The sequence below is a fragment of the Paraburkholderia caribensis genome, assembly GCF_002902945.1.
Lineage (GTDB): Bacteria > Pseudomonadota > Gammaproteobacteria > Burkholderiales > Burkholderiaceae > Paraburkholderia > Paraburkholderia caribensis.
Window position 1 is genome coordinate 2,380,503 of sequence record NZ_CP026102.1, and the last position, 26,648, is coordinate 2,407,150.

Here is a 26,648-nt window from a genome sequence, read left to right on the forward strand (position 1 = left end):
CGTAAACGCACGTATTTGTGCACGTTTCGGGTTTCCACGCATTGTTGCAAACGCCGATTCAACAAAACATATATATGAATTCTTAAACGGAGATTGATTGTGAGCCAAACTCTGGTTGCCGAGCAGGCAGTCGTGAAAAAAGTTGCCTGGCGGCTCATGCCGCTGTTGATCGTGATGTTCCTGATCGCGTTCATCGACCGGCAGAACGTCGGCTTTGCCAAGCTGCAGATGGTGCACGCGCTGGGGATGTCGGAAGCGTCGTATGGTCTGGGCGCGTCGCTGTTCTTTATCGGCTACCTGATGTTCGAGGTGCCGAGCACGCTTGCGCTACATCGTTTCGGCGCGCGCCTGTGGCTCGCGCGCATCATGGCGACCTGGGGCGCCATCACCGTGGCGATGGCGTTCACGCATTCGACGGGACTGTTCTATGTGTTCCGGTTTGCACTGGGTGTCGCCGAAGCTGGCTTCTATCCGGGCGTGATCTTCTATCTGACGCTCTGGTTTCCGCAGAGTCATCGGACGCGCATGCTCGGCTTTTTCACCTTGGGCAGCGCGCTTGCCAACATGCTCGGCTCGCTCGCGGGTGGCTTGCTGTTGTCGCTGGACGGCAACCTCGGTCTCGCCGGCTGGCAATGGGTGTTTGTCGCAACGGGGATACCTGCCGTCCTCGTCGCACTCGTTGCGTTGCGCTTCCTGCCTGAGTCCGTCGAACGCGCGCCGTTCCTGTCGGACGACGAGAAAGCCCTGATGATCGCGGCACTCCGGCGCGAGGCGCCGGCCCAAGCGGCCGCCGGGCATCCGTGGCGGGCGCTCGTCGACAAACGCGTGCTGATGTTCGCGTGCGGCTACATGCTGATGTCCACTTCGCTTTACGGCGTGACGTACTGGCTGCCGACGCTGCTGAAAAGCGGCGGCGTCTCGCATTCGTCGCTCAACGGCCTGCTCAACATGATTCCGTGGATGCTCTCCGCGCTGCTTCTGCTGTGGCTGCCCGCGAAGCTGAAACGCGAGGGCGTGGTACTCAAGGCGATGGCGATGGTGGCAGGCGTCGGCGTGATCGGCTTCGCGCTCAGTCTCGTGCTGCCGGGCCTGCCGCTGCAATTTGCCGCGCTCGTGCTGGGCGGGGCATGCATTCCGCTGCTCTATCCGTGCTTCTGGTCGCTGCCGCCGCGATACTTCACAGGCGCCCGTGCTGCGGCGAGCATCGCGGCGATCAATTCGATCGGCAATCTTGGCGGCTTCTTCGCGCAGAACCTGATGCCCTATATCGGCAAGGTGGCGGGCAACGCGAGCGCCCCGATGCTGGTGCCCGTCGTCTGTCTGACGCTGCTCGGCATGGGCATGTCGATCGCATCTGCGCGAAGCAGCGCAGGCGAGCGCGTGCGGCTTGCGCCGCGGCAGTGACAAATGATTGCTGCAAGGCACGCGCGACTGACCACCGGGTTGATGCTTGCGACGAAGCGCTACCGCGCCTATGACGCGACTTCGAACCCACTGTCAGCGCCCATCACGCTCAGAAAGCGACTCGTCAAAGGATGCCTCGGATGCGTGAGCACATCGTGCGCAGGTCCCTCTTCGACGACCATGCCGCCGCTCATAAAGACGACGCGATCGGCAACCTGATCGGCGAAACGCAATTGATGGGTGGAGATGATCATGGTCAGTCCGTCTTCGATCGCGAGCCGCTGGATCACGTCTAGCACCTCGCCGACGAGCTCCGGGTCTAGGGCGGACGTCGGTTCATCGAGCAGCAGCACGCGAGGATTGGGAGCCAGCGCGCGGGCGATCGCAACACGCTGTTGCTGCCCGCCAGAAAGATGGCGCGGCAATGCGTGGGCGCGATGACTGAGACCGACGCGTTCAAGCAACTCGTGTGCGCGGCGCTCCGCGTCGGCGGGCTCCATGCCATGCACCCACCGCAAAGGCCCCGCGATGTTCTCGCACGCGCTCAGGTGACTGAACAGATTGAAGTGCTGAAACACCATGCCGACGCCGATGCTCGCGCGCTCGTTCGCGATGTCGTGCTGCGTCATTGGCCGGCCGTCGGCGCGAAAGCCAACGCGCCTTCCGTCAATGCGGATTTCGCCCGCGTCCCAGTGTTCGAGGTGGTTGATGCAGCGGAGCAGCGTGCTCTTGCCTGAGCCGCTCGGCCCGAGCACCACGACGACTTCACCGAAGCGAACCGTCAGGTCGAATCCATCAAGCACTGTCTGCTTGCCGTACTGTTTGCGCAAGGCGCTCACCTGCACCGCTGCGCCCTGCCGGGCAAGTTCCGCCTGGCGCTTTACATGATCCGCCCGCCTGTACACCTGTCTGCGCGTGGGCGTACCGCTCTCGCGAAGCGGATCGGCAGTGAGCGGCTCGGGCCGCGGCGCCGCTCGCGCGCCAGCCGCTGTATCTTCCGCCACAACGGCACGGCGCCACGGCCATACACGCGCGACCCTCCCGGAAACGGGGCGATCGAGATCGAGCGCGGCTTCCGCGATCAACTGGATTACGGCAACCGCCCCCGTCAGGATCAGGTACATCAGCCCGGATGCGAAGAAGATCGAGAAGAAGTCGAACGTCGACGAGGCGAGTTGCGTGCTGCGCAACGTCAGCTCATCGACGGCGATCACCGAGGCCAGCGATGAGTTCTTCAACGCGCTGACCGATTCGTTGCCAAGCGCCGGCACGATTGCACGGATTGCCTGAGGTGCGATCACGCGGCGCATCAGGACGGCCGGTGTCATGCCAAGCGCCTGTCCTGCGAGCAGTTGGCCGCGTTCGACGCCGAGCACGCCCGCCCGCAGGATCTCCGCAATGAACGGTCCCTCGTTTGCTGCGAGCGCGAGACCGGCGGCGCCGATTGCACTCAGCTTCAGCCCGATATGTGGTAGCGCGTCATACGCGAAAACAAGTTGCAGGATGAGCGGCGTACCGCGGAAGATCACCGTATAACCGCGCGCGAGCGCCGCTAACGGGCCGACCCTGCTCAGCTGCATCGCTACGAGCACCAGCCCTACGACAACACCGCCGGCGAGCCCGAGGACCGTCACCGCGATCGTGAAGCCGATGCCGCGCAGCAGATACGGCAAGCCGAGATAATGCAGAAACAGTTCCATCAGTTCGACACGATCAGTTTGGGTGTTTCGAGATTTTCAGCGCCAAGCGACCACTTCTTCAGCAACTCAGCCTCGATGCCCGCCTTCTGGATCGCCACGAGCGCCGCCATCACGGCCGCGCGAAATTCCGGCTTGTCCTTCGGTACGGCGATGCCGACCGAGTACGGCAGCGTCACCGCGCTCGCCTTTTCGAGCTTGTCCGGATACGCCTTCACTGCCTGGTCCACCGTGTTCACGTCGTTGATGTACGTATCGGCGCGACCCGAGAGGATCGCCTGAATGCAGTTCGCGTTGTTGTCGTAAAGCTGTATCGCGGCCTCCTGCCTGTTGGCCGCCTTGCAGGCCGGCCCAAGATTCTGGATCAGAGGCACTTCGACATAACCGGTGTTTTCCGCGGCCGTGGTACCGCACATGGTCGGGTTGATTCCCGTGATCTTCTTCGGATTACCTTTTGCGACGAGAACGCCGTCGAACACCTTCGAGTAGGTGATAAAGTCCGCCGCCTTCGCGCGCTCTTCGGTCGCATAGATGTCGGAGATCACAATGTCAGCCTGACCGCTTTGCAGCGTCGTCAATAGCGCGGCGAACGTCACCGGCTTGTACGTCATCGTGAAGCCGAGGCAGTTGCCGATCGTCTCGCCGAGGTCTATATCAAAGCCGATGTATTTGCTGGGGTCGCTCGGATCCAGCGCTTCGTAGCCAGGTGTGTGGGGATTGATCGCGTTGACAAGCGACTTCCCCTTGAATTGCGGATACCGGGCCTGAAGCGCCTTGCACTCGGCGGGCGCGGCCGGTGCGGCGGCCTTTGCGTGGCCCGATATCAACAGTGCCAGCAAACAGACGGCGCCAATGACGAACTCGTGCCAGCGACGAAAGCCAATACCTTTGTCGAGCAAGCTAGGTCCGTGTTCAATGAGCTTGGTATGCATCCGGAAGACTCCCTCAGCGGCAGATGTCAATGGCCTACCCCATGTAAGCCTTGTTGCATCGCATCAGCGCAAGCGTAGGTGGAGGAAATTTCCCGGACTTGTCCCGGTGCGCACAAATCCTTGTACGGTGATGAAGGGGAAGTCTGCCTGCAGGCGGCGTCGGATTCGCGCGGCATTATTTGAACGAGGACGTGGCGCACGTGGAAGTTCACCACATGGTTTCCGCCCGGACATCGCAAGACTCCCCAAGCGGAGTGACGCGAAGCAGATTCGTCCACGCACAAGCTTTTGTACGCAGTCAACCAAGTCTGTCAATTCTGTCGCCCGTACGATCGGTCATCAATCGCGCCGCATCCATTGGACACTCTTACGGAGCTTTAGAAAGCATGCTTTACGACTTGCCTGCCATTCAGAAAAATGTTCATTGGGGATATTTCGATGCGGCGCTAGCGCCCGCGTTGATTGTCGAGAGCGGCGACTTTATTCGCGCCGAAGCGATCACGCATCATGCAGGTGACGCACCTGACCTCATGATGGATGACAAGGTGCGTGCCCTCTACGACACGATTCCCGAGTCCGATCGCGCGCCTGGCGTGCATCTGATGACGGGTCCGATCTTCGTGCGCGACGCCAGACCCGGCGATCTGCTCGAAGTGCGCTATCTGCAAATGACCCCGCGCTTCAACTACGGCTCGAATCTCGCGGCGCACTGGGGCCATCTGTTCACCGATTTCGAGAAAGAGCGCGTCACGATCTACGAACTCGATCAGGCTTCAAACACGGCTCACGCGCTCTATGCGTATGACTATCCCGGCAAATATCTGGTGCCGGGCAAGCGTTCGGAGATTCGCGACTGCTGCCGCGAGCTCGCGCTTGAAGGCATTCGCGTGCCCGTGCGCCCTCATCTGGGCACGGCAGGCGTCGCGCCCGATGTGGCGGGCCGTGTGAGCACCGTGCCGCCGGGTGCGCATGGCGGCAATATCGATAACTGGCGCATCGGCGCAGGTTCGACCATGTATTACCCGGTCGCCGTGAACGGCGGGTTGTTCTCGATTGGCGATCCGCATGTATCGCAAGGCGATGGCGAGATCAGCGGCACCGCGATCGAGGCATCGCTCAATGTAATGTTCCAGATCGTGCTGCGGCGCGACTTCGCGTTTCCCTCGCCGCTGCTGGAAACACCGGACTTCTGGATCGTCCACGGCTTCGATGAAGATCTCAACATCGCGACCAAAAACGCTTCACGCGATATGTTGTTGTTGCTCACCGAGCAGCAAGGCCTCTCGCGTGACGATGCGTATTCGCTGATGAGCGTCGCCGCGGATTTCTCCGTGACCCAGGTCGTCGACGGCCGTCAGGGCATTCACTGCAAGATCCCTCGCAGCGTCTTTCCTCCTAAGAAAAAGCCTCGCGTGTGAGCAGTGCGTGCGCGCGCGGTAACGGTGCATCCACGCACCGTTACCGCGCGCCGCAGCGCTAGCGGCGTCATTATCAATGGCACGGACATTGCCTTTGAATCATTCGGCTGACGTTCGTCAGCGTCCGGGAGCCCAGGTTGGACTTACTGCGTTTCACCACCGAGTCGTACGCCGAGAGAGATCGCCTGCGCGCATGGACCGAGGCGCTCGACCGGCTCGGGCTGCACTGCGGCGCGCCTCTTGTTGCCGGGCGCCCATTGCATGGAACCATTACGTCGCGCAGGTCGACGAGCGGCTTTGAGCTGATCGCGCTGGCCGCATTCGCGCAAACCATCGAGTTCAAGGTCGACGGCGCCGACAGTCTCATGATCGTGCTGCATCTCGACGGCGGCGCAACGCTCGTCGCCGACGGCGTGCGTGCGCGGATTGCAACCGGCGATATCATTTATGCGTCGTCGCGCGAGGAAGCCCACCTGGCGTACCCATCCGACTTCCGCGCGTTCGCCATCCGCGTGCCCCGATCCGCCATCAATGCACGCCTTCTTACACCATTCTCGCTACGTGCCGGGCGTTTGCCAGGCGAGGCCGGCATCGGTCACGTGTTCTCCGGCTTTCTGCGCTCGATTGCTGAAAGCGTGGAGACATTGACGCTCGACGAGTTGCGCCCCCTCGAACTCGCGCTCGCGGAATTTCTGGTGGCGAGTCTCGCCGCTCACGACAAGGAAGGCAGTTTCAGCGGGCTCACGCCCTCTCAGGCCGCGATCTTCTCGCGAGTGTGCCGGACCATCGAGGGCAATCTCGCCAACCCCGATCTGGGGCTCACGTCCATAGCCAAAGAAGAGCGCGTCTCGCCGCGCTATTTGCAGAAGCTGTTCGAAGCGGTCGGCCAGAATTTCTCGATCTACTTGCGCTCGCGCAGGCTGGAGCGCTGCCGCGCGGAGTTGGTGAATCCGCTGTATGAAAAGGTTTCGATTGCCGATGTCTGTTTCCGCTGGGGTTTCAACGATCCCGCGTATTTCAGCCGGGTGTTCCGCGAGCAATATGGCGCGTCGCCGCGCACCTTTCGACACGAAGCGGGTCTCGAACTAGCGCGCCATCTCGTGCGGCGAATCTCGCGCGGCTTGCCGGTGAATGCCGGGAGTTTGATCGTACATGCACAACTTGCCGGGCAGGGTGTGGCTCACGAAGTTGCCGATGAGGCCGACTCTGCCGGGCAGCCCGAGGCCCCTGCCGCACAAGCACAGCGCGAGTCCGGCAAGCCGCGTCACCATCTGTTGCGCGCAACGGCCAACACCATACACTGGGGATACTTCAGTCACGATCTTAAGCCCGTGCTCGAAGTGAATAGCGGCGACACGGTAACGATCGAAACCCTCACGCAACACGCGGCGGACGACTGGGAGCGCATGGTGCAAGGCGATCCTGGCGCCGAAAGTGTGTTCCATTGGACGGCTGGGCGCAAGAACGTCAACCGCCGCGGCGCAGGGCCCATGGACGCGTCCATCTACGGACGCGGTGCGGGAGAAGGTATCGGCGTGCACATCTGCACAGGTCCGATCGCTGTGCGCGGCGCGGAACCGGGTGATGTCCTGGAAGTGCGCATAGTCGATATTCATCCGCGCGGTTGCGCCAATCCGAAATTCGCCGGCCGCGCGTTCGGCAGCAATGCCGCTGCGTGGTGGGGCTTTCACTATCGCGAGTTATTGACCGAACCGAAACCGCGCGAAGTCGTCACCATCTATGAAATCGACGACGCCGCCACCGCGGGCGAAACCGCCTACGCCCGTGCGGTCTACAACTTCCGCTGGACGCCTCAGCGCGATCCCTTTGGCGTGATGCATCCGACCATCGACTATCCCGGCGTGCCGGTCGATCATTCGACGGTCGTCGAAAATCACGACATCCTGAAGAATGTGAAAATCCCGGTGCGCCCGCACTTCGGAGTGGTCACCGTCGCACCGCAGCAGGACGGTCTGATAGATTCGATTCCACCGTCCACTTTCGGCGGCAATCTCGACAACTGGCGTGTAACGCGCGGCGCGAGCGTCTTCCTGCCAATCGGAGTACCCGGCGCGCTGCTCTCCGTTGGCGACCCGCATGCATCGCAAGGAGACTCGGAACTGTGCGGCACTGCGATCGAGTGTTCTCTTACGGGTGACTTCCAACTGGTGCTTCATAAGAGAGACACGTTAAGCGGACAACCGTTTGCAGACCTCACCTATCCACTCGTCGAAACCGCCGACGAATGGGTGCTTCACGGCTTCAGTTATCCAAACTATCTCGCCGAGTTTGGCGCGAACGCGCAAAGCGCGGTGTATGAAAAATCGACCCTCGACCTCGCGATGCGCGACGCGTTCATCAAAACACGGCGCTTCCTGATGACGACCAAAGGCCTGTCCGAAGATGAGGCGATCTCGCTGATCTCCGTGGCGGTCGACTTCGGCGTGACACAGGTAGTGGACGGCAACTGGGGTGTTCACGCGATCATCCGAAAAGCGCTGTTCAACTCGTGAAGCAGCGCGTCTCATCTTCGATGCGCGTGCAGACAAGAGTTTGTTCGCAACAGGCTCGATGCGGCTATTTTGGCATCCCTACCATGGGTTCTGACGTGACCAACGGCGTATGCGCCGCTCGACAGGACTCTTTGGATCATGAATTCTCCCGCACATCGCGTGCTGCCCGGCCACGGGCGCTTTCCTTATTTGCCGATCAACGGTCGCCCTGTTTATCGCTGGCCTGACGGTTCGCGGCTCGCGGTCTATATCGGCTTCAACATCGAGCACTTTGCATTCGGCGCGGGACTGGGGCCGACTATCGGTCCGGTGATGCCGGAACCCGATGTGCTGAACCACGCGTGGCGAGAGTACGCATTGCGTGTGGGCGCATGGCGCTGTCTCGATCTCTTCGATGAACTGGCGCTGCCGACGGCCGCCATCATCAACACCGCGCTCTACGATCACTGCCCGGAGCTGGTCGCCGCATTCGCTCAGCGCGGCGATGAACTGGTCGCGCACGGTCATACGAATTCGGAACGGCAAGGAACGCTCACGGAAGACGACGAACGCGCGCTGATCACGGCATGCCGGGAGCGGATCGCGGCGGAGAGCGCGCAACAGCCAGCGGGCTGGTTGTCGCCGTGGCTCTCGGAAAGTCATGTCACCAGCGATCTGGTAGCCGAAGCGGGCTATCAGTACACGCTCAACTGGTGTCACGACGATCAGCCCACGCGCTTGCACACACGCAACGGTCAGCCGCTGTGGGCGATTCCGTATCCGGAAGAAGTCAACGATATCCCGATGATCCTCGCACGCCAGATGGATGCCAGGTCGTTCGCCGATCTGGTGATCGATCACTTTGACGAAATGCTGCGGCAATCTGCACGTCAGCCGCTGGTGATGGGCATTGCGTTGCATGCATACCTGATGGGTCAGCCACATCGTTTGTGTCACTTGCGGCGGGCACTCGAACATATTGCGCGGGCGCGCGACGAGGGCCTCGCCTGCATCACTACGCCGGGCTCGATCGCAAGCCACATGGATTTTCTCGGCCGTTAGACCACTTCATCCCTGCTTCGCTGTACTCCTTCTTTCGCACTTATATCGTTCAACCTGAATAGGATTCGCCATGTTCATGTCAAAGGCAATCAAGCTGCTGCTATGCGCAGTCACCGGCCTCCTCCTCGCGCAAGCCGCGTCGGCGCAATCGTGCGAACCGTCCAAGGTGGCGCAGAAATACCCATCGCTAGCAGGCAAGACGATCAAGATCGGCGTCGACCCAGAATCGCCGCCGTACGCGTTTCGTGACGGCAAGGATTTCAACAAGATCATCGGCGCCGACGCCGACATGGCCCGCGCCGTGTTCGCCTGCGCTGGCGTGAAGACCGAATTCTTTACGGCTGGCTGGCCTGGGTTGCTGCCCGCACTGCGTGCCGGACAGATCGATGTAATGTGGGACTTGTTGTACTACACACCTGAGCGCGCAAAGGAGACCAGCTTCGTCACCTATATGCAGGCCGGTACGGGTGGTCTGGTCGCAGCCGGCAACCCCAAGAAGATCGATGACATCTCCAGGCTTTGCGGCCTGACGGTCACAGCAGGCATCGGCACTGTCGAACTGACGATGGCACAAGCGCAAGGCGCCAAATGCAAAGCGGAAAACAAGCCCGACGTAACCATCATGACATCCGCCGATATCGCGTCAGGCGCACGGCTGGTTGCAAGCCATCGCGCCGACGTCATGATGTATGACCTCGCGCTCGTCGACGGACTCGCAAAACAGTACCCTCAGCTCTACATGCGCGGCTTCATGGTGACGAGCGGCATGAAGATCGGCGTGGGCGTGAAGAAAGGCAACGCCGATATGATCGCTGCCGTATCCGATGGACTCAAGATCATGCAGGCCAATCAGACCCAGAAGAAGACCTTTCTGCAGTACGGCGTAGACCCGTCGCTGGAAATGCCGACCACGCTACTTACTCAATAAAGGCTGCTGCCGGCACACCACAGCGTGTGCCGGCAGCGTCATGGATCAGGCCCGGAAATGAAGGCATTGCGTATCAAACACAAGATCGTCGGCGCCCTCGGTATGGCGGCCATGTTCGTATTGCAGCCGGCGATGGCCGCCGGCCTCGAAGGCGTTCAGGTGCTCGACGGTTTCAAAGAGCTGGCAGGTTACGTCGGCTCGCCGTTCCTGCTCGGCGGCGCGTGGATTGCAGTGAAGATCACGCTGATTGCGATGTCGATTGGGCTCATGCTCGGGCTAGGTCTTGCGCTGATGCGGCTGTCGCGGTTCAAGGCCCTGGACTCAGCGGCCTGGAGTTATATCTGGTTCGTGCGCGGCACACCGCAACTGCTGCAACTCGTATTCATCTTCGACGCCTTGCCGCTGATCGGTTTGCGTTTCGATGAAGTCACGACTGCGGTTATCGGCTTCGCCTTGAACGAAGCGGCGTTCAGCGCTGAGCTGTTTCGTGCCGGGATCCTGTCGGTGAACCGTTCGCAATCGACCGCGGCCGCCGCTCTCGGCATGGGACCGTTGCTGACGTTGCGCCGTATTATCCTGCCGCAATCGATGCGCGCGGTGATCCCCGGGCTCGCCAACGACACCATCGGCATGTTGAAGCTGACGTCGATCGCGTCGGTGATCTTCGTCAACGAGCTCACCTTTCGCTCGCAACAGGTCGTCGGGCAGAACTTCAAGTTCTTTACCGTGTTCGGCGCGGCGGCGGTGATTTATCTGGTCCTGACGAGCGGCATCTCATTGCTTCAGGTGTGGCTCGAACGCATCTTCGATCACGAGCGCGACCGAAAGCTCACGTTCTCGTGGTTCGGACTGCGTGCATCGAGTGATGTGGAACCTCTCGACGCACCGATTGCTTTGCCCGTCGCCGCCAAAGCGCCAGAGACGAACGATCACGCATGGATCCGTACCCTGCTGCCTGACGAAAGCCGCACGCCGCGGCGGTGCGATGAACCGTTTGTCGTTTGCAAGAACGTCTGGAAATCATATGGCAAACGCGAGATTTTGCGCGGCGTCGACCTGTCAATCGCGCATGGCGAAGTGGTCGTGATACTCGGCCCGAGCGGCTCCGGAAAAAGCACGCTGCTCAAGCTCATCAACCATCTCGAACCGCTTGACTGGGGAACGATCAAGGTCGATTCGCAGTATGTGGGCTATCGCGAAGTGCCGGGCGGCGGCGGCACGGTGCGGCCGCTGCACAATCTCGCACGTGCACGCGCGGAAGCACGCGTGGGCATGGTGTTCCAGCATTTCAATCTGTTTAGTCATTTGAGTTCGCTGGGCAATATCGTTGAAGCGCAGCGCCGGGTCTATGACGTGCCGCGCGCGGAGGCGGAAGCGCTCGGGCGCGAGCTGTTGAAGAGCGTGGGCCTGGCCGGACACGCGGATTTTCTGCCGCACCGCTTATCGGGCGGACAGCAGCAGCGCGTGGCGATTGCACGTGCGCTCGCGATCAAGCCCAAGTTGATGCTCTTCGACGAACCTACTTCGGCGCTCGATCCAGAACTGGTCGGCGAAGTGCTTGGCGTGATGCGCGGGCTTGCCGATGCCGGCATGACGATGATCGTGGTCACGCACGAAATCCGCTTTGCCCGCGATGTCGCTGACCGCGTCGTCTTCATGGACGGCGGCGAAGTGATCGAGCAAGGCACGCCGCAGCAGGTCATCGACAACCCGACCGAAGAACGCACCCGAAAATTTCTTAACGTCGTTGCCAACTAAATATGAGGCTCAAGTGACCGACTTCGAAACTTTCAATCTTGGCCGCGTCGCGCTGCAATCCGGTGCGACGCTGCCTGACATGCGGCTCAGCTACAAGACCTACGGCCGGCTAAATGCAGCGCGAGACAACGCGATTGTCTATCCGACCTTCTATAGCGGCAGCCATGTCGACAATGAGTGGCTGATCGGCGAGCACATGGGGCTCGATCCGCGGGAGTATTTCATCATCGTGCCGAACATGTTTGGCAATGGCGTATCGAGCTCGCCGAGCAACTATCCGCCCCCGTATGATCGTGGCCGCTTTCCGCATGTGACGCTATACGACAACGTCGCGATGCAGTTTCGCCTTGTGACCGAGAAGTTTGGCATCGAGTCTCTCAGGCTCGTCACCGGCTGGTCAATGGGCGCGATGCAGGCATTCCATTGGGCGGCGATGTATCCGGAGATGGTCGAGCGCATTCTGCCGTTTTGCGGGGCGGCTCGGTGCTCGCGGCACAACTTTGTGTTTATCGAAGGACTTAAGGCACCATTGCTGTTGGACCCCGATTTCAGGAACGGCTTTTACGATGCGCCGCCGACGCGTGGAATGCGCGCTGCTGCCCGTGTGTTCGCCGGCTGGGGATTTTCGCAGGCGTTTTTGCGTCAACGCCTCGACATGGAAGCGATGGGGTATGGGTCGCTTGAGGACTTCATTACCCAGTTCTGGGAAGGCGATTTCTTGAAGAAGGACGCCAACAATATTCTGTCGATGATGTGGAGCTGGCAGAACGGCGATATTTCCGCAAACTCACTTTACGAGGGAGATTTCGATCGGGCGTTGGGCAGTATCAAAGCAAAGGCGATTGTGATGCCCGGGCGCACGGATCTGTATTTCCCGCCGGAAGATAGCGAGTACGAGGTTTCGAAGATGCCTGATGCGCGTCTGCGGCCCATCGAGTCGGTGTGGGGGCATTTTGCGGGCGGTCCTGCAGCCAATGCTGTCGATGTCAAGTTCATCGACAGTGCGGTGAGGGAGATTCTGGCTATGTAGTGGTCGGAGTTTTTTCGGGTTTATTTATTCGCGCCGTTTGCCTTGGAGTCGTGACAGCGCGGCAAGGTATCCAGCCATACTGGATCGGGAATGGGGAGACGGATCGCGCCGGATGAGGAGTCCGGCATCGCCCCAGCCAGAGCTAGATCCGCCATGCGTTGCATTATCGGCTCGCGCGGCGACCGCGTCATCACACAAGTGCGCAAGAGACTCTTTCCGGATGCGTCAAAATAGCGCCATCCCGTCGCATCGCGCGCCGGACCCATTCCGGACCGCGCAGCCATATCCGCTAAGATAACCACCTGACCCCACCCAAACCAACCGACGCTTGCCGCCTTGCCGACCTTCACTCTCCCCTCTGCGCTGCAGGCGGAACTCGACATCCGCAAAAGCCGCTTTATCGCCTACGCGATTCCCGTCGCCGACCGCGACGCCGCGATGGAAGAACTGCGCCGCCTGCGCGAAGCGCATCCCACGGCCACGCATGTCTGCTGGGCGTTACTGGCGGGCGGCCAGTCGGGCATGTCCGATGACGGCGAGCCCTCGGGCACGGCGGGACGCCCGATACTCGAAGTGCTGCGTCATCACGATCTGGATGGTGTGCTCGCCGCTGTCGTGCGCTATTACGGCGGCGTGAAGCTGGGCGCGGGCGGCCTCGTGCGCGCCTATACGGACGCAATCGCCACCGCGCTGCAGGACGCGCCGCGTGTCGAGCGGATCGCGCTCGCGTCGTTGGAGGTAGAAATCGGCTATCCCGACGAAGCCCGCGTGCGACGCTGGATCGAACAGGAAAACTTCGCGCTCGAAGCGAGTGCGTACGACATGAACGTGCAACTGACGATCCGCATGCCCGTCACAGCCATCAAGGCCGCGCGCGAAGCCTTGCGCGACATGACCCAAGGCCGCGCGGTTTTCGCCGACAACGATTGAGCGCATCAAAAGCAAAACGGCCGCGTGCCGGAAAAAGTCTCCGTACACGTGGCCGCCCGAAACACCGTTTATCGACGGCGATCAATGCGCCGCAGCAAACGCCTTCGCCGATTCCTTCGCTTGCGCACCCGCCGCTGCCCGCGCGTCTTCGAGAATCATCTCGGCGCCCTTCTCCGCGACCATCATCGTCGGCGCGTTGATATTGCCTGACGTGATGTTCGGAAAGATCGAAGCATCGACGATCCGCAAGCCCGACATGCCATGCACGCGCAGACGCTCGTCGACGACCGAGTTGCCGTCGTCCCGTCCCATCGCGCACGATCCGCACAGGTGATAGATCGAGCCCGACTGCTCGCGGAAGTACTTCAGGAACGCATCGCGATCCTGCACCTGCGGGCCGGGGGAAATCTCTTCGACCGTGATGTCCTTGAGCGCCGCCGTCGACATGATCTTGCGCACCAGCTCGCAACCTTCGATGGCTTCGTCGATATCTTTTTGCGTCGTCAGCGCGTTGATGCGAATCTTCGCGGCATCTTCGGCGCGATCGGACGCGATCTGGATCGAACCGCGGCTACTCGGACGGCACGGATTGAAGCACAGCAGAAACCCCGAATACGGTTCCGGTTCGAGACTCGCCTTGTTGCTCTTCGGAATGCGATACGACAGCGGATTGAAATAGAGTTGCAGATTAGGCAGTGCCTCTTTCTCGCTGCTTTTGAAGAAGCCGCCAGCCTGATTTACGCTCATCGCAAGCGGGCCTTTGCGCGTCAGCATGTATTGCAGGCCCAGCTTGATCTTGCCCAGCAACGGGCGCATTTCGTCGTTCAGCGTCTTCACGTTCGAGCGATAGTAAAAGCTCACGCAAAGATGATCCTGCAGGTTCTGGCCGACAGCGGGCAAATGATGCACAAGGGGAATGCGATGTTCTGCCAGTAGCGCGCTATCGCCGACGCCCGACAGTTGCAGCAGCTTCGGCGTATCGACGGCGCCCGCCGAAAGAATCACTTCCCGGCTGGCGGTGAACTGGCGCGCACTGCCGTTCTGCTTGACGACGACGCCCGTTGCGCGCCGCTTTGCGTCGAACAGCACCTGCGTGACAAGCACTTCACGTTCGACCGTCAGGTTCTTGCGATTGAGCACCGGGTGCAGGTATTCGAAGCTGCTCGACGAACGCTGGCCGTTGCGCGTGTTCACATCGTAAATGCCCGCGCCTTCGAATTGCGCGCCGTTGAAGTCGTCACTGCGCCGGTAGCCTGCCTGCTCGCATCCCTTGATGAACACGTGGCAAATGGGATGCGCGGCATCCTTCATCGGCGAAATGCCGATCGGGCCATTCGCGCCGTGATACTCCGTGTTGCCTAGCGGATGCGATTCGAGCTTGCGGAAATACGGCAGCACGTCGCGATACGACCAGCCCTTGTTGCCCGCCTCCGCCCAGTCGTCGTAATCCTGCGCCTGGCCGCGCACGTAGATCATTGCGTTGATCGAACCGGAGCCGCCCTGCACCTTGCCACGCGGGCAATACAGCGAGCGGTTGTCGAGTTCCTTCTCCGGCTCGCTGTAGTACATCCAGTTGTACGTTTCGTTGTAGTACGTCTTCGTGAAACCAACTGGAATTTTGAACCAGAACGAATCGTCGCTGCGCCCCGCCTCGAGCAGCAGCACCGAGTACTGGCCCGACGCCGACAACCGGTTGGCGAGAATACAGCCCGCAGATCCCGCTCCGACGATGATGTAGTCGTAATTCATGTTCTATTCGCCCGCAGGCGTCCAATACGTGGATACGTGGAGTCCGTTATGGCTCGCTCGCGCACTCAACCTTTGGCGGGCGCGAGATCCTTCACGTCGGCCGGTTTCGACGCCATCTGCAGATGCAGGCGCTCGCCCTTGTATGGCGTGTGCTGATTGACCACTTCCATGTTCAGCTCGACGCCGAGGCCCGGTTCCGTCGATGGAATGATGTAGCCGTCTTCCCAGCGGATCGGCGTCTTCAGAACCTCCGCATGGAAACCGCCCCACGTGCCGATGCTTTCCTGAATCAGGAAGTTCGGCGTGCACGTTGCCAACTGAATGCTCGCGGCGGCGCCGACCGGACCGTTGTAGAGGTGCGGCGCGATCTGCGCGTAATAGACCTCGGCGAGGCTCGCCACTTTCTTCGCTTCGAGCAGGCCGCCGACGCGCGCCACGTTCAGTTGCAGGATCGACGCGCCGCCCGCTTCCAGCAGTTTGTGGAATTCGTACTTCGTGGTGAGGCGCTCGCCGGCTGAAATCGGAATGCTGGTGTGGCGCGCAACTTCCGCCATGGCGTCATGCTGCCCCGGCGGAACAGGTTCTTCGAACCACAGCGGGTCGTATTTTTCGAGGCGCTTCGCAAGACGGATTGCCGAAGCCGGCACCATTTGCCCATGCGTGCCGAACAGCAGATCGGCCTTGCTTCCCACGGCTTCACGCACCTTGCGGCAGAACGTTTCGCAGCGGTCCATCACTTCGAGCGACAGATGATGGCCCGAGTAAGCCGTATAAGGACCGGCGGGATCGAACTTCACCGCCGTAAAGCCGCGCTTGACGTTTTCCGCCGCGCATTCGGCCGCGAGATCGGGATCGTCGTAGTCGTATTCGCCACGACGGTTCTTCGGATACAGATACGTGTACGAACGCAGGCGCTCATGCACGCGTCCGCCGAGCAACTCGTATACCGGCTTGTTCGCCGCCTTGCCGATGATGTCCCAGCATGCCATTTCGAGGCCGCTCACAACGCCCATCATCGTCAGATCGGGACGCTGCGTGAAGCCGCTCGAATACGCTTCGCGCCACAGACGCTCGACATGATGCGGGTCCTTGTCCAGCAGATAGCGCGAGAACACGTCGTCGATGATGGGCGCCATCGCATTCGGATGAAACGTGGCGGAATAGATTTCGCCGACGCCTTCAATGCCGCAATCCGTCTTCAGCTTGACGAAGATCCAGTACATGCCGCCGATGTGCGGCGGCGGCACGGCAACGATATGCGTTTCGAGCGAGACGACTTTCATTTACGCTTCCTTCCTGTTAAGCATATTGCGCAGCACGAGCCCCGCGCAGCCGCCGACGGCGGACACGGCGGCCACATAGCCAAAGTACATTTGATAGCCATGCACGCCCGGATAGTTCTGCGTCAGATATCCGTTGATGAGCGGCAGGAAAACATCGGGTGAATAGCCGAGTACCGAAATCAACCCAATCGCAAGGCCCATTGTTTCAACGGGCACATTGCAGCGATCGAGCAGCGACCAGTAGAGACCGCGAATCGCATACGTCAGCACGCCGATAAAGAGCACAAGGAACACCAGCAACACATGGCTGCTGATTTGCGGCGCGGCGATCAGGCCGAGCAGCGAAAGCGACGCGAGAAAGAGCGCGATGATCAGCACGGTCACTTTCGAAAAGCGGTCGCCGAGAAAGCCGCCGCCAATGCCGCCGATGGGACGCATCCACAGCTTGAGCGTCGTGATCGTGCCCGCCATCACCACCGACAAGCCAATCTCGCCCTCATGCAGATACGCGGAGAAGCTGTAGGTCGCCCAGAACACCTGATAACCGCAGAACACGATCGCTGCGACCAGCCACAGTTCGGGAATCTTCGCGAGCGTGATCAGATCGGCGATCACGTTGCTGCGTTTGGCCGCTTGCGCACGGCTCGATTGCTCCGCTTTCGACGACGGATCTTTCACCAGGGCGAGCAACACGCCGAGGCCAATACACAGGAACGCGTACATATACACCACGACCTTGAAGCCGACAGCGGCCGGTTCGCCCTTCGTCTGCGTGAGCCATGCGAACAGCGTGATGGCGATCGTCGCGAGCATCGCTTCGATCAGCCCGCGGCCGCCGTCGAGAAAGCCGAAGAAGCGGCCCTGTTCGTCGGCACCCGCGATCATCGACACGCGCTTGATGACGGCCGCCCAGAACGTCAGCCCCGTCGACAGGCCCCAGCCGCCGAAGATCACCAGCAGCAGATTGAACGACGGTGCGGTCGAGTACACCAGCCCGAGCAGCCCCGTGGCGACGAGCGAGAAGCTGATCAGCAGGCGCGGCGCGATGCGGTCCGCGAGCCAGCCGCTAGGCAGGTAGCTCAGCAGAAAGATCGTGCCGAGCATCGAATACAGATAACCGAGCTGACTTTCGCTGATGTGGAAAACGTCCAGCATCGTCGGTTGATAGACCTGACGCAGATAGAGAATCGGATAAATCGCGCCGGCTGCGATGACGAGCAGCAACAGCTGCACATAGCGCTGTGTCTTGTTGCCGGACTGGTCGGTTGCGCTGGCGGAACGGCGCGCCGAGGCGTCCGCTTGAAGAGGTTGGCTTGCCACTGAAATGCTCCTGGGAGACGCGCGAGGAGCACAGCATGCGCCGTGGCCGTCGTGTCTCCATTACTTTGTTATGAATGCAGCGTGTGCTTTTTATGGTTAAAAAGAGAGCGCATCCCGTGTTGCTTTCGCACGCGGAATGCGCCCCGACAGGATCAGTACTTCATGACGACCAGACGCGTCTGCGTGAATTCCAGCATGCCGTGCTTGCCGTCGTCGCCGCCGAGCCCCGAGCGCTTCCAGCCTGCGTGGAAGCCCTGATACGGATCGGCGGGCGTGCGGTTCACGTAGAGTTCGCCCGCTTCGATGTTGTTCGCGACTTTCATCGTGGTACGGTAGTTCTCGGTGTAGAGCACCGACGACAGACCGAACTGGTGATCGTTGGCCATTTGCAGCGCTTCGTCGAGCGTGCTGTAGCGCACGACGGGCATGATCGGGCCGAACGTTTCTTCGCGGATGATCTCCATGTCCTGGCGGCAGTTCGTCAGCAGCGTAGCCGGATAGAAGAAGCCCTTGCCCTCGGGTATCGCGCCGCCCGTTTCGAGCGTTGCGCCATCGGCTATCGCGCGCTGCACCATCGCGTGAATCGACTGGCGTGAGGCTTCGTTGACGAGCGGCCCCATCGAGGAAGCATCCGCGCTGCGGTCGCCGCTCTTTACCGCGCTCATGTGCTTTTTCAGCAGCGCGACGAACTGGTCGTGCACGCTCTCGTGGACATAGACGCGTTCGATTGCCGTGCAAAGCTGGCCGCAGTGCGTCGTCTTCGAGCCGACGAGTTCGCGCGCGGCCTTTTCCAGATCGGCGTCCGGCTCAATGATGGCAGGCGTCTTGCCGCCCAGTTCGAGCGACGGCTTCGCAATGTTCTCTTTGCAATAGTCGAGAACCTTGCGGCCCGCGCCGACGCTGCCCGTCAAGGTGATCATGCCGACCGCGGGATGCGTGCAGACGGCTTCCGCCGTTGCGTGGCTCATCGCAAGAATGTTGACGACGCCCGGCGGCAATTCCGCGCGAATCACCGCCTTGGCGATTTCGAATGCGGAGGTGGGCGTGTTGTTGCTCGGCCGCACCACCACCGTATTACCCGCGATCAACGCCGGCGCGATTTTGCGCATGAACGTATAGACGGGATAGTTGAACGGAATCAGACATGCGACGACGCCGATCGGCTCGCGGTGCATCACGAGGTTCTCGTCGGGGGTGTCGCTGGGAATCACTTCGCCTTCGATACGGCGCGCCCACTCGGCGTGATAGCGCGTGATCTGGCTGGCGTAAATGGCTTCGTTGGTCGCGTCGGCCACGCTCTTGCCGGACTCCAGCGCGAGCGCCGCGCCGATGGAGGGCGCGCAGTCGGTCAATGCGTCGGCGAGCTTGTGCAGATACGCTGCGCGCTCCGCCGCGGGCAGCTTGCGCCAGCTCTTTTGTGCGACGGCAGCGGCAGCGACTGCCGCTACGGCCTCTTCGCGAGACGCGCCCGATACCTGGGCAATGTGCGCCCCGGTAGCGGGGTTATAGACGGAGATGAGTTCGTCCGTTGCGGGTTCGACGAACTGGCCGCCAACGAAATTCCGGTCGAGTCGCATGGTGTTTTACCTGGTGACGCGTGCGCGAAGCACATTACCGGCGGCGGGTCAGAGCGATTCGAAACATGCAGCCGGCGCATGACCGGGATTCTTCTCTGCGGCCTTATGCCGCGCAAGCGAGTATTTCGACCGTCGAACATTCATAAAACTCATGTTTCGAGGGCGATATGACGTGTACACGAACGAATCGCCAGAGGATGCGGCGGATATGTGGAAATGCGTCTTCCAGGGGAGGAGCGAAGAGCGCGTCAAGGCGGCGAATCCGCTCTTGCGCGAACCGGCATTGCACCGGCTGCGGGTAAATGGCGCGGCGATCTGCCCGTCGCGCCTGGGAACGGTCCGGCAGGATGTCGCCGGACCGGGATTACATGAAAGCCGCTTCGACGCGGATCAAGCCTCGCCCGTCGCGGGCGTAGATGCCTGCGCCGTCACGGGCGCTTCGACCACGGACGTAACGGTTTTCGCGGGAGCCTTCTTTGCGGCTGCCTTCTTTGCAGGCGCCTTGCTCGCGCTGGTTTTCTTCGCGGCGGCTTTTTTCGCAATGACGCGCTTGCCGGCAGTCGGCGCGGCGGACTTCGCAGCGACCTTTTTAGCGGCGGTCTTCTTGCCGGCCGATTTCGCGGCCGCTTTCTTCGCAGCGACTTTCTTCACAGCGGCTTTTGCACCTGCCGATGCCTTCTTCGCAACCTTGCGGCCCGCCGACTTCGCCGTTACAGCTTTCTTCGCCGCCGCTTTCTTCGTCACTGCCTTTGCAGTCACCGCAGGTTCCGCCGCAGCCGCAGCAGCATCGATCAGAAACTTGCTACGGTCTTTTACGTCCTTGATCCATGCCGGCGGTCGAGCATGACCGCTCCACGTTGCACCCGTCTTCGGATCGCGATATTTGGGCGGCAACTTGCCTTTCACCGCCGCTTTGATTCCAGCCTTGCCGCTGCTGACGCCAAGACGCACCTTGCGCTCGCGTTCGCGCCGTGCCTTTGCGCGACGCTCGATATCTTCCGTCGTGAGACCGTGTTTGATCATCAGTTCCCGGATCTGGTCCAACGCCCCTTGCGCGCCTTGAGCAATGAGCGCTTCGGCCTGTGACTGAAGTTTCTTTATGCGAGCCTGGATGATTTCCAATGTAGCCATTATTGCCTCCCTTTGAATTGCATACGCGGACTATGCCACGGAATTGCTTAGAAGCGCTATCGTTTTAAAGCTTGAGTAAGAAAACCGTTGTCCTCAGATACGCTATTTCCCTTAAGCCTCGCATAAGACTCGTCACACGCAATTGCTGAAGCGGCTTTTGACATTGGCTTGCATGCCGCGAGAATAATAGCCCGCCTTCAACCGTTAATTCCATTGACTGCCAATTGCTGCATGGCCGCACGCCTGCGCTCAACGGTACGACACTGATAAACTTTCAACGTCCCTTTCCTTTGAGCCCACATGCGCATCGCCGTGCTCTTGATTGGCCGCTTCGACACCTGGAGATATTGATGGAGCACGCGTACGTCCAGCTTCTGCACCTGCTTGCAGGCCACACTGCGTGGACGCTGGTCGTGGTTTTTCTTGCTGCGTTTCTCGAAGCCGTCGCGATCATCGGCACCTTCGTGCCGGGCAGCACGGCGATGTTCATCGCGGGCGCGCTGGTCGGCACGGGCACGCTGAATCTCGGCTGGCTCTTCGCGAGCGCGATTGCAGGCGCTGTGGCGGGTGACGGCATGAGCTACTGGTTCGGCCGCCGTTATAAAGACAGGATCAGCAGGCTCTGGCCGTTCAGCACGCACCCGGGGCTGCTCGAGAGCGGCCAGAAGTATTTCGACAAACATGGCGCGAAGAGCGTCGTGTTTGCGCGTTTCGCCGCACCGCTGCGCGCGATCATCCCGGTGATCGCGGGCATGCTCGAAATGCCGCCCATGCGCTTCTACGCGATGAACGTGCTGTCCGCGTTGTTGTGGGCGCCCGCGCATATTCTTCCGGGCGTCGTATTCGGCGCCTCGATCCAGCTGGCGGGTGCCGTGTCCTTCCGTCTCGTCGCGGCGCTGGCAATCGTGGTCGCCATCGTATGGTTGTGCTTCTGGGTGATGCGCGTAGTCGTCTCGCACGCACGCGCATGGGCCGGTGCATCGCGCAGCGGCCTCGTGGCGTGGGCGCGCGATCATGAAGCGCCGTATGGAAAGCTGGTCTATCGGATCGTCGATCCCGAGCGCGCGGCTATCGGCCTGCTGGTCGGCATTTCGGTTTTCGTGCTGGTGTGCGCGGGGATTTTCTTTGGCGTCATGCAGGACGTCGTATCGGGCGATCCGCTCGTTCAGGTCGACATGTCCTTCTATCGCTTTCTGCAATCCGCGCAGGCGCCGTGGATCAGCGAAGCGCTCGCGCGTGCCTCGACGCTCGGCAGCATCCCGACGCTCGCGGCGCTGGTCATTGCGTCGACCATCATGATCGCCTTCGAGAAACGCTGGCGCATGCTTATTTATTGGCTCATCGCAGTGATCTTCTCGCAGGTGCTGATCTTCGCGATCCAGGTCATCGTGCCGCACGCGCCGCCCGCCGCCGCGCTGTCCGATCTCTATGCATTTCCCAGCAATCACGTCGCCGCGAGCGTCACGGTCTACGGCTTTCTAGCGTTCGTCGTGGCGCGCCGCGTCAACATGCTGACGGGCATCGCCGTCACGGCCCTCGCGAGCCTGATCGTGATCGCCATTGCGTTCGCGGGCCTGTATTCCGGGCGCTTCGCGTTCTCCGATGCCGTGGGCGGCGCAGCATTCGCGGCCGTCTGGGTCGCTGTCGTGGCACTGACGGCCGTATGGCGGCACCCGGAAGCGCCGCCTTCGCGCGAATACATGCCTGCCGTTCTGCTGGTCGTGCTATGCGCGAGCGTCGGGCTGCAGATCGCCGTGGGACATCAGCCGGACGCGGAGCCGCAGGTGCGCCAGCGGCCGCCCGTAGTGGTCACGCAGGCGCAATGGACGGACTCGCTGTGGAAGCAGTTTCCGTGTTACCGCTCCGACATGAAGGGCGACCGGCGCGAGCCGATCACCGTGCAATGGACGGCTGACCGGCAGCAGATCGTCGCGCAATTGAGCAGCAGAGGTTGGCTCGAAGGCACGCGCTTCAATGTGCGCAGCCTGTTTTCGCTGGTGTCGCCCGACGTGCCCGTGATGGATCTGCCCGTGCTGCCCAAGCTCAACGACGGCGAGCCGTCGACACTCGTTTTCAGCCGTCAGCGCACCCGCACCGACGAACGCGACGTATTGCGTTTCTGGCGCACGGGCTATGCCGTTGCGCGCCGCAACGGCGCGGCGCCCACGCCGATCTGGCTTGGTTCGCTGGTGCATGAGCGTCTGCTGCGCCCATCGTGGCCCTTCAATGTGCTGCGCACCGACAGACAACTCGATCCGCTGATTTCCCCGAAATCGGTGAATGGCGAATGGCGAGAACTTGAACTGTCGAGCAGCATGGGATGTACCGACATTCCCGTCACGCTCATCGCATCCATAGAACGCTAAGTCATTTGTAGCGGTTGTACCGGTTCTGTGCCCGCTTGCCAGGCATGCGGTATGGTCAGCCGTGCAACAATGAACGACAGCCAGTGCGCGGCGAAGCGAACTGATGCGCAAGGAGCTATTTCAATTGGTCGATCTCAATCCGTCGGCAATTTCTACGTGGGGCGCGGCCGTTGTGTTCCTGAACGTGCTGCTCACGCGCCTCGGCGTTCCCGTGCCTGCCGTGCCCGTGCTGCTGCTCGCCGGCACGGCGATCGCCAACGGCCATCTGTCCTTCTGGCACGTGTTGACGGCCGCGCTTGCCGCTGCGCTGATTGGCGACGGAGTGTGGTTTACGGCGGGCCGCATGCTTGGACGACGGCTGATCCATGCGCTCGCGCGTCTGTCGGCCGCCGTGGAAAAGCGCGTGCGCAAGGCGCGTGCCCTCTTTGTGCACTTTGGACCGGCAATCGTCTCGGTCTCCAAATTCATACCGGGTCTCGCCATCATCACGCCGCCGCTGATGGGCACGACGCGCGTCGGCGTCGTCATATTCTTCGCGTGGGACGCCGTCGGTATCGTCGCGTGGGCAACGTTCTGGCTGCTAGGCGGGGCGATTTTCGAGCGGCAACTCAGCCTGCTGATTCACGAAGTGCGGGCGCACGGCTGGACGATCATCGATGTGCTGACCACCATCGCCGCGAGTTATCTGGTGTTCCGTTTCGTGCAGCGCTGGCGCCTGCAACGGCCGCTGTCGCTCGCGGCTATCTCGTCGGAACAGGTCGATGCGATGATGCGTCCCGACAAGCCGCCCGTCGTGCTCGACGCCCGCCCCGAGCAGATGAAACGACAGACGCCACAACCCATTCCCGGCGCGCTGCCGCTCGACGTCCATTCGCCCGCCACGGTCGACGCCGCCTTGCTCGCGCGCGATGTCGTCGTCTATTGCATCTGCGCCGACGACGTCACGGCTAGAACGCTGTCGCAGCAGATGCGCGACAAAGGCTTTACACGAATTCGCGCGCTAAGGGGCGGGCTGGACGCGTGGGAGCGGCGCGGCTACTCGGTGGAGCCTTTGATCGCACCGAACATCGGCGCCGCGCAACCCGGGCGCGACAAATCCCGTGTTATGTCGCAGGAACGCGGCATTACTTTGCGCGGTATTGCACCAAGAGGCGCCGTCTCCAGTTAATAGCGCACGTTTTCACGCGTCTGTCTGCCCCATTACCACGCAATCACACGCTAAAGAAAAACCACGCTTTGGTGCTATTAACAGCGAGCCGCTTAACGGTTTGGCGAACGGCGTTCCATTGCGTACCCCTCGAGAGCAGGCTGGCGCAGTTCTCGCTAAGATTCCACTTTCAGATCTGGTTACTAAAGACCGATTGTTCAGGTGGAACCTGGAGAGCAAGGTATGCGCTGGCTATTTATCATCTGGTTTATCGTGAGCGTCACGTATGTAGTAAGACGCGGCAATGCCCGTTTCACATTCGGACGCCAGCTATCAGATCATTCGACCTTTCTGGCTCCCATCAACTGCCTGTTCTATCTTTTCTCGCCGCTCAAGGCCAAAGCTTATATCGACGAAAAGCATTTCCCGGAATTGGCACCGCTCAAGTCAAACTGGGAAGTGATTCGCAAAGAAGCGCTTGCTGTGGATGCTGCACAAAAAATAGCCGCGTCGTCCCATTACAACGACATCGGGTTCAATTCATTCTTCAAGACTGGCTGGCGTCGCTTTTATCTGAAATGGTATGACGCGCCGCATCCGTCGGCGCAATCGCTGTGTCCCGTGACCACACGTCTGCTTCAGGACATTCCGACGATCAAGGCTGCAATGTTCGCGCAGTTGCCGCCGGGCGCGAGCCTCGTGCGGCATCGCGATCCGTATGCCGGGTCGGTGCGCTATCACCTTGGACTCGTCACGCCGGCAAACCCCAAATGCTATATCGACGTGGACGGCCAACAGTACTATTGGCGCGACGGCGAAGCGGTGATGTTCGACGAGACCTATATTCACTACGCGAAGAACGAGACCGACGTATCGCGCATCGTGCTGTTCTGTGACGTCGAGCGGCCCATGTACTTCCGCTGGGCCACCGCATTGAACCGGATGTTCTCGAATGTCGTGATGCGCGCGGCCAGTTCGCCGAATGAAGAAGGCGACCGCACCGGCTTTCTGAACCGCGGATTCAAGTATCTGTACGCGGTTCGCCGCGTCGGCAAGCGCCTGAAAGCGTGGCATCGGCCGACTTACTATGCCGTCAAATGGGCGCTGTTCGGCACGATTTTCGCAGGCATTATTTACGCGCTATGAAGCGTGAAGCGTCTGCGCGCTTCGGCATGGTCAGCCGCGCACCACTTCCTGAACGGGCGCAAGACCGCCGACGACGATCCTGTCGCGCCCCGTCGCCTTCGCCTGATAAAGACTGCGGTCGACTTCCTGCAACCACGTGTGATAGTCGGACAGATCGTCGGTCAATTGAGCAATGCCGATGCTGATCGTGCACGGGCATTGTGTCGACGCTTCTTTCGTCTTCTCCCTCACGCGCTGCACCAGCACCTTCGCAACCGTATGCGCCTCGCGCAATGTCGCGCCCGGCAAAACGACGCCGAACTCCTCGCCACCATAACGGCCAATGCTGTCGCCCGCGCGGAAATGGCTGCGCAGGAGATCGGCGAACGCCTGCAACACCGCGTCGCCAGCGGGATGACCTAGCGTGTCGTTGATCCGCTTGAAGTGATCGAGGTCGATCAAAAGCAGGCACGACGCGTAGCGGTTCGCGCGGCAGCGCTCGAATTCCTCGGCGAGCAGACCTTCCCAATGCCGGCGGTTCCAAAGGCGCGTCAGGCCGTCCGTGCGGCTCAGATGCTCGAGTTCGCGCGTGCGCTGCGCGAGCATGAGCGACAGCCGGTAGCTCGTAAAGCCCAATGCCAGCGGATAGATAATGAGGAACGGCAGACACGCGAGAATGGTCGGCATTTGCGACATCGGCGAAAACACGAAGCCGACCGTGACGAGTCCCGTCAGCACACCGAGCACATGCGCGACCACGCCGCGAGTGAAGAGCCGCAGCCCGCCCGCGGCGATGTTGTCCATGCTGAGCATCGCGAGAATCAGCACACTGGGCAGCACGTTGAACTGCATCGCCACGACCCAGAAACCGCCGAGCATCGAATCGACCATCAGATTCAGGCGTTCGCCGCGAAACGGCACTTCACAGGCAAGCGCCGCGCGCCGCGCGACATGCGGCCAGACGAAACCATGAAACACGAGAAGCGACCACAGCACGAAGCCGCGATGCTGTAGCGCGAAAACGGAAGCGACGCAGAAGAAGCCAAGCCCCAGCCCGGCAATGCGCAAGCGGTAAATGCGCTCGACAAAGCTCTTCCCTTGCCCGGCCCTGCTTTTCGTTGCCAACGTTATCGATCCCCGAGCAAATGACTGAGAATGAGGCCGCGCGCGTTCGTGCGCTGCGTGCCGCAGGGTCCCTGTTTGCACCAAGCTTTGATAGAGACGCTGCGCGCTTCGATGCGGGCGCAACGTCATGGATTGGTATAAAAAAATGATACCAGCATCCGCAGTGGGTAATTA

At 61.0% G+C, this 26,648-nt stretch carries 19 protein-coding genes; 11 read left to right on the plus strand and 8 right to left on the minus strand.

Going from position 1 to position 26,648, the window contains the following annotated elements; all coding sequences use genetic code 11:
• Window positions 1-156: 156 nt before the first annotated feature.
• The gene (locus C2L66_RS27320) at window positions 157-1,404 is read left to right on the plus strand and encodes an MFS transporter (protein ID WP_289814675.1); all 1,248 of its coding nucleotides are present in this window, start codon (window positions 157-159) and stop codon (window positions 1,402-1,404) included.
• Between the two features lie 68 nt (window positions 1,405-1,472).
• Here C2L66_RS27320 and C2L66_RS27325 read toward each other — a convergent pair whose 3' ends face one another.
• Window positions 1,473-3,104, minus strand: coding sequence for an amino acid ABC transporter permease/ATP-binding protein (locus tag C2L66_RS27325; protein WP_060605242.1), 1,632 nt, complete (start codon window positions 3,102-3,104; stop codon window positions 1,473-1,475).
• On the minus strand, window positions 3,104-4,033 hold the full coding sequence (locus tag C2L66_RS27330; RefSeq protein WP_060605239.1) for an ABC transporter substrate-binding protein: 930 nt from the start codon (window positions 4,031-4,033) through the stop codon (window positions 3,104-3,106). Before C2L66_RS27330 ends, C2L66_RS27325 begins: the two co-directional genes overlap by 1 nt.
• 386 nt (window positions 4,034-4,419) lie before the next feature.
• On the opposite strand from C2L66_RS27330, the gene C2L66_RS27335 reads away from it, so the two are divergent.
• The 7 genes from C2L66_RS27335 to C2L66_RS27365 all read left to right on the plus strand — a co-directional run bounded on the left by C2L66_RS27335 (window position 4,420) and on the right by C2L66_RS27365 (window position 13,651).
• The gene (locus tag C2L66_RS27335) at window positions 4,420-5,451 is read left to right on the plus strand and encodes an acetamidase/formamidase family protein (RefSeq protein WP_060605237.1); all 1,032 of its coding nucleotides are present in this window, start codon (window positions 4,420-4,422) and stop codon (window positions 5,449-5,451) included.
• A gap of 137 nt (window positions 5,452-5,588) precedes the next feature.
• Window positions 5,589-7,964: an acetamidase/formamidase family protein gene (locus tag C2L66_RS27340; RefSeq protein ID WP_060605234.1), complete on the plus strand. Its 2,376-nt coding sequence runs from the start codon at window positions 5,589-5,591 to the stop codon at window positions 7,962-7,964.
• 138 nt (window positions 7,965-8,102) lie between these two features.
• The gene (locus C2L66_RS27345; RefSeq protein WP_060605230.1) at window positions 8,103-9,005 is read left to right on the plus strand and encodes a polysaccharide deacetylase family protein; all 903 of its coding nucleotides are present in this window, start codon (window positions 8,103-8,105) and stop codon (window positions 9,003-9,005) included.
• Between the two features lie 76 nt (window positions 9,006-9,081).
• Window positions 9,082-9,933 carry an ABC transporter substrate-binding protein gene (locus C2L66_RS27350; RefSeq protein ID WP_233444986.1) on the plus strand — a complete coding sequence of 284 codons (852 nt, stop codon included), beginning with the start codon at window positions 9,082-9,084 and terminating at the stop codon, window positions 9,931-9,933.
• Window positions 9,934-9,990: 57 nt separating this feature from the next.
• On the plus strand, window positions 9,991-11,691 hold the full coding sequence (locus C2L66_RS42300; protein ID WP_060605223.1) for an amino acid ABC transporter permease/ATP-binding protein: 1,701 nt from the start codon (window positions 9,991-9,993) through the stop codon (window positions 11,689-11,691).
• A gap of 13 nt (window positions 11,692-11,704) precedes the next feature.
• Window positions 11,705-12,721: an alpha/beta fold hydrolase gene (locus C2L66_RS27360; RefSeq protein WP_060605220.1), complete on the plus strand. Its 1,017-nt coding sequence runs from the start codon at window positions 11,705-11,707 to the stop codon at window positions 12,719-12,721.
• Between the two features lie 336 nt (window positions 12,722-13,057).
• The gene (locus C2L66_RS27365) at window positions 13,058-13,651 is read left to right on the plus strand and encodes an IMPACT family protein (RefSeq protein ID WP_054933590.1); all 594 of its coding nucleotides are present in this window, start codon (window positions 13,058-13,060) and stop codon (window positions 13,649-13,651) included.
• Window positions 13,652-13,732: 81 nt separating this feature from the next.
• Here C2L66_RS27365 and C2L66_RS27370 read toward each other — a convergent pair whose 3' ends face one another.
• From C2L66_RS27370 to C2L66_RS27390, 5 genes are all read right to left on the minus strand, one after another.
• On the minus strand, window positions 13,733-15,400 hold the full coding sequence (locus C2L66_RS27370; protein ID WP_060605217.1) for a GMC family oxidoreductase: 1,668 nt from the start codon (window positions 15,398-15,400) through the stop codon (window positions 13,733-13,735).
• A 65-nt stretch (window positions 15,401-15,465) separates the two neighbouring features.
• Window positions 15,466-16,683, minus strand: coding sequence for a mandelate racemase/muconate lactonizing enzyme family protein (locus C2L66_RS27375; RefSeq protein ID WP_060605213.1), 1,218 nt, complete (start codon window positions 16,681-16,683; stop codon window positions 15,466-15,468).
• Window positions 16,684-18,003, minus strand: coding sequence for an MFS transporter (locus C2L66_RS27380; RefSeq protein ID WP_054933587.1), 1,320 nt, complete (start codon window positions 18,001-18,003; stop codon window positions 16,684-16,686). It lies immediately after the preceding gene.
• Window positions 18,004-18,155: 152 nt separating this feature from the next.
• Window positions 18,156-19,580 (minus strand): aldehyde dehydrogenase, encoded by a 1,425-nt coding sequence (gene aldA, locus C2L66_RS27385; RefSeq protein ID WP_060605211.1) that lies wholly within the window; start codon window positions 19,578-19,580, stop codon window positions 18,156-18,158.
• A gap of 390 nt (window positions 19,581-19,970) precedes the next feature.
• Window positions 19,971-20,711, minus strand: coding sequence for an H-NS histone family protein (locus C2L66_RS27390; protein WP_060605210.1), 741 nt, complete (start codon window positions 20,709-20,711; stop codon window positions 19,971-19,973).
• A gap of 350 nt (window positions 20,712-21,061) precedes the next feature.
• On the opposite strand from C2L66_RS27390, the gene C2L66_RS27395 reads away from it, so the two are divergent.
• From C2L66_RS27395 to C2L66_RS27405, 3 genes are all read left to right on the plus strand, one after another.
• The gene (locus C2L66_RS27395; RefSeq protein ID WP_060605209.1) at window positions 21,062-23,077 is read left to right on the plus strand and encodes a VTT domain-containing protein; all 2,016 of its coding nucleotides are present in this window, start codon (window positions 21,062-21,064) and stop codon (window positions 23,075-23,077) included.
• A gap of 124 nt (window positions 23,078-23,201) precedes the next feature.
• On the plus strand, window positions 23,202-24,245 hold the full coding sequence (locus C2L66_RS27400) for a VTT domain-containing protein (RefSeq protein WP_060605205.1): 1,044 nt from the start codon (window positions 23,202-23,204) through the stop codon (window positions 24,243-24,245).
• 222 nt (window positions 24,246-24,467) lie between these two features.
• On the plus strand, window positions 24,468-25,370 hold the full coding sequence (locus C2L66_RS27405) for an aspartyl/asparaginyl beta-hydroxylase domain-containing protein (protein WP_054933582.1): 903 nt from the start codon (window positions 24,468-24,470) through the stop codon (window positions 25,368-25,370).
• Window positions 25,371-25,400: 30 nt separating this feature from the next.
• Here C2L66_RS27405 and C2L66_RS27410 read toward each other — a convergent pair whose 3' ends face one another.
• Window positions 25,401-26,474, minus strand: a complete 1,074-nt coding sequence (locus C2L66_RS27410) for a diguanylate cyclase (RefSeq protein ID WP_060605201.1) — start codon at window positions 26,472-26,474, stop codon at window positions 25,401-25,403.
• Between the last annotated feature and the right edge of the window lie 174 nt (window positions 26,475-26,648).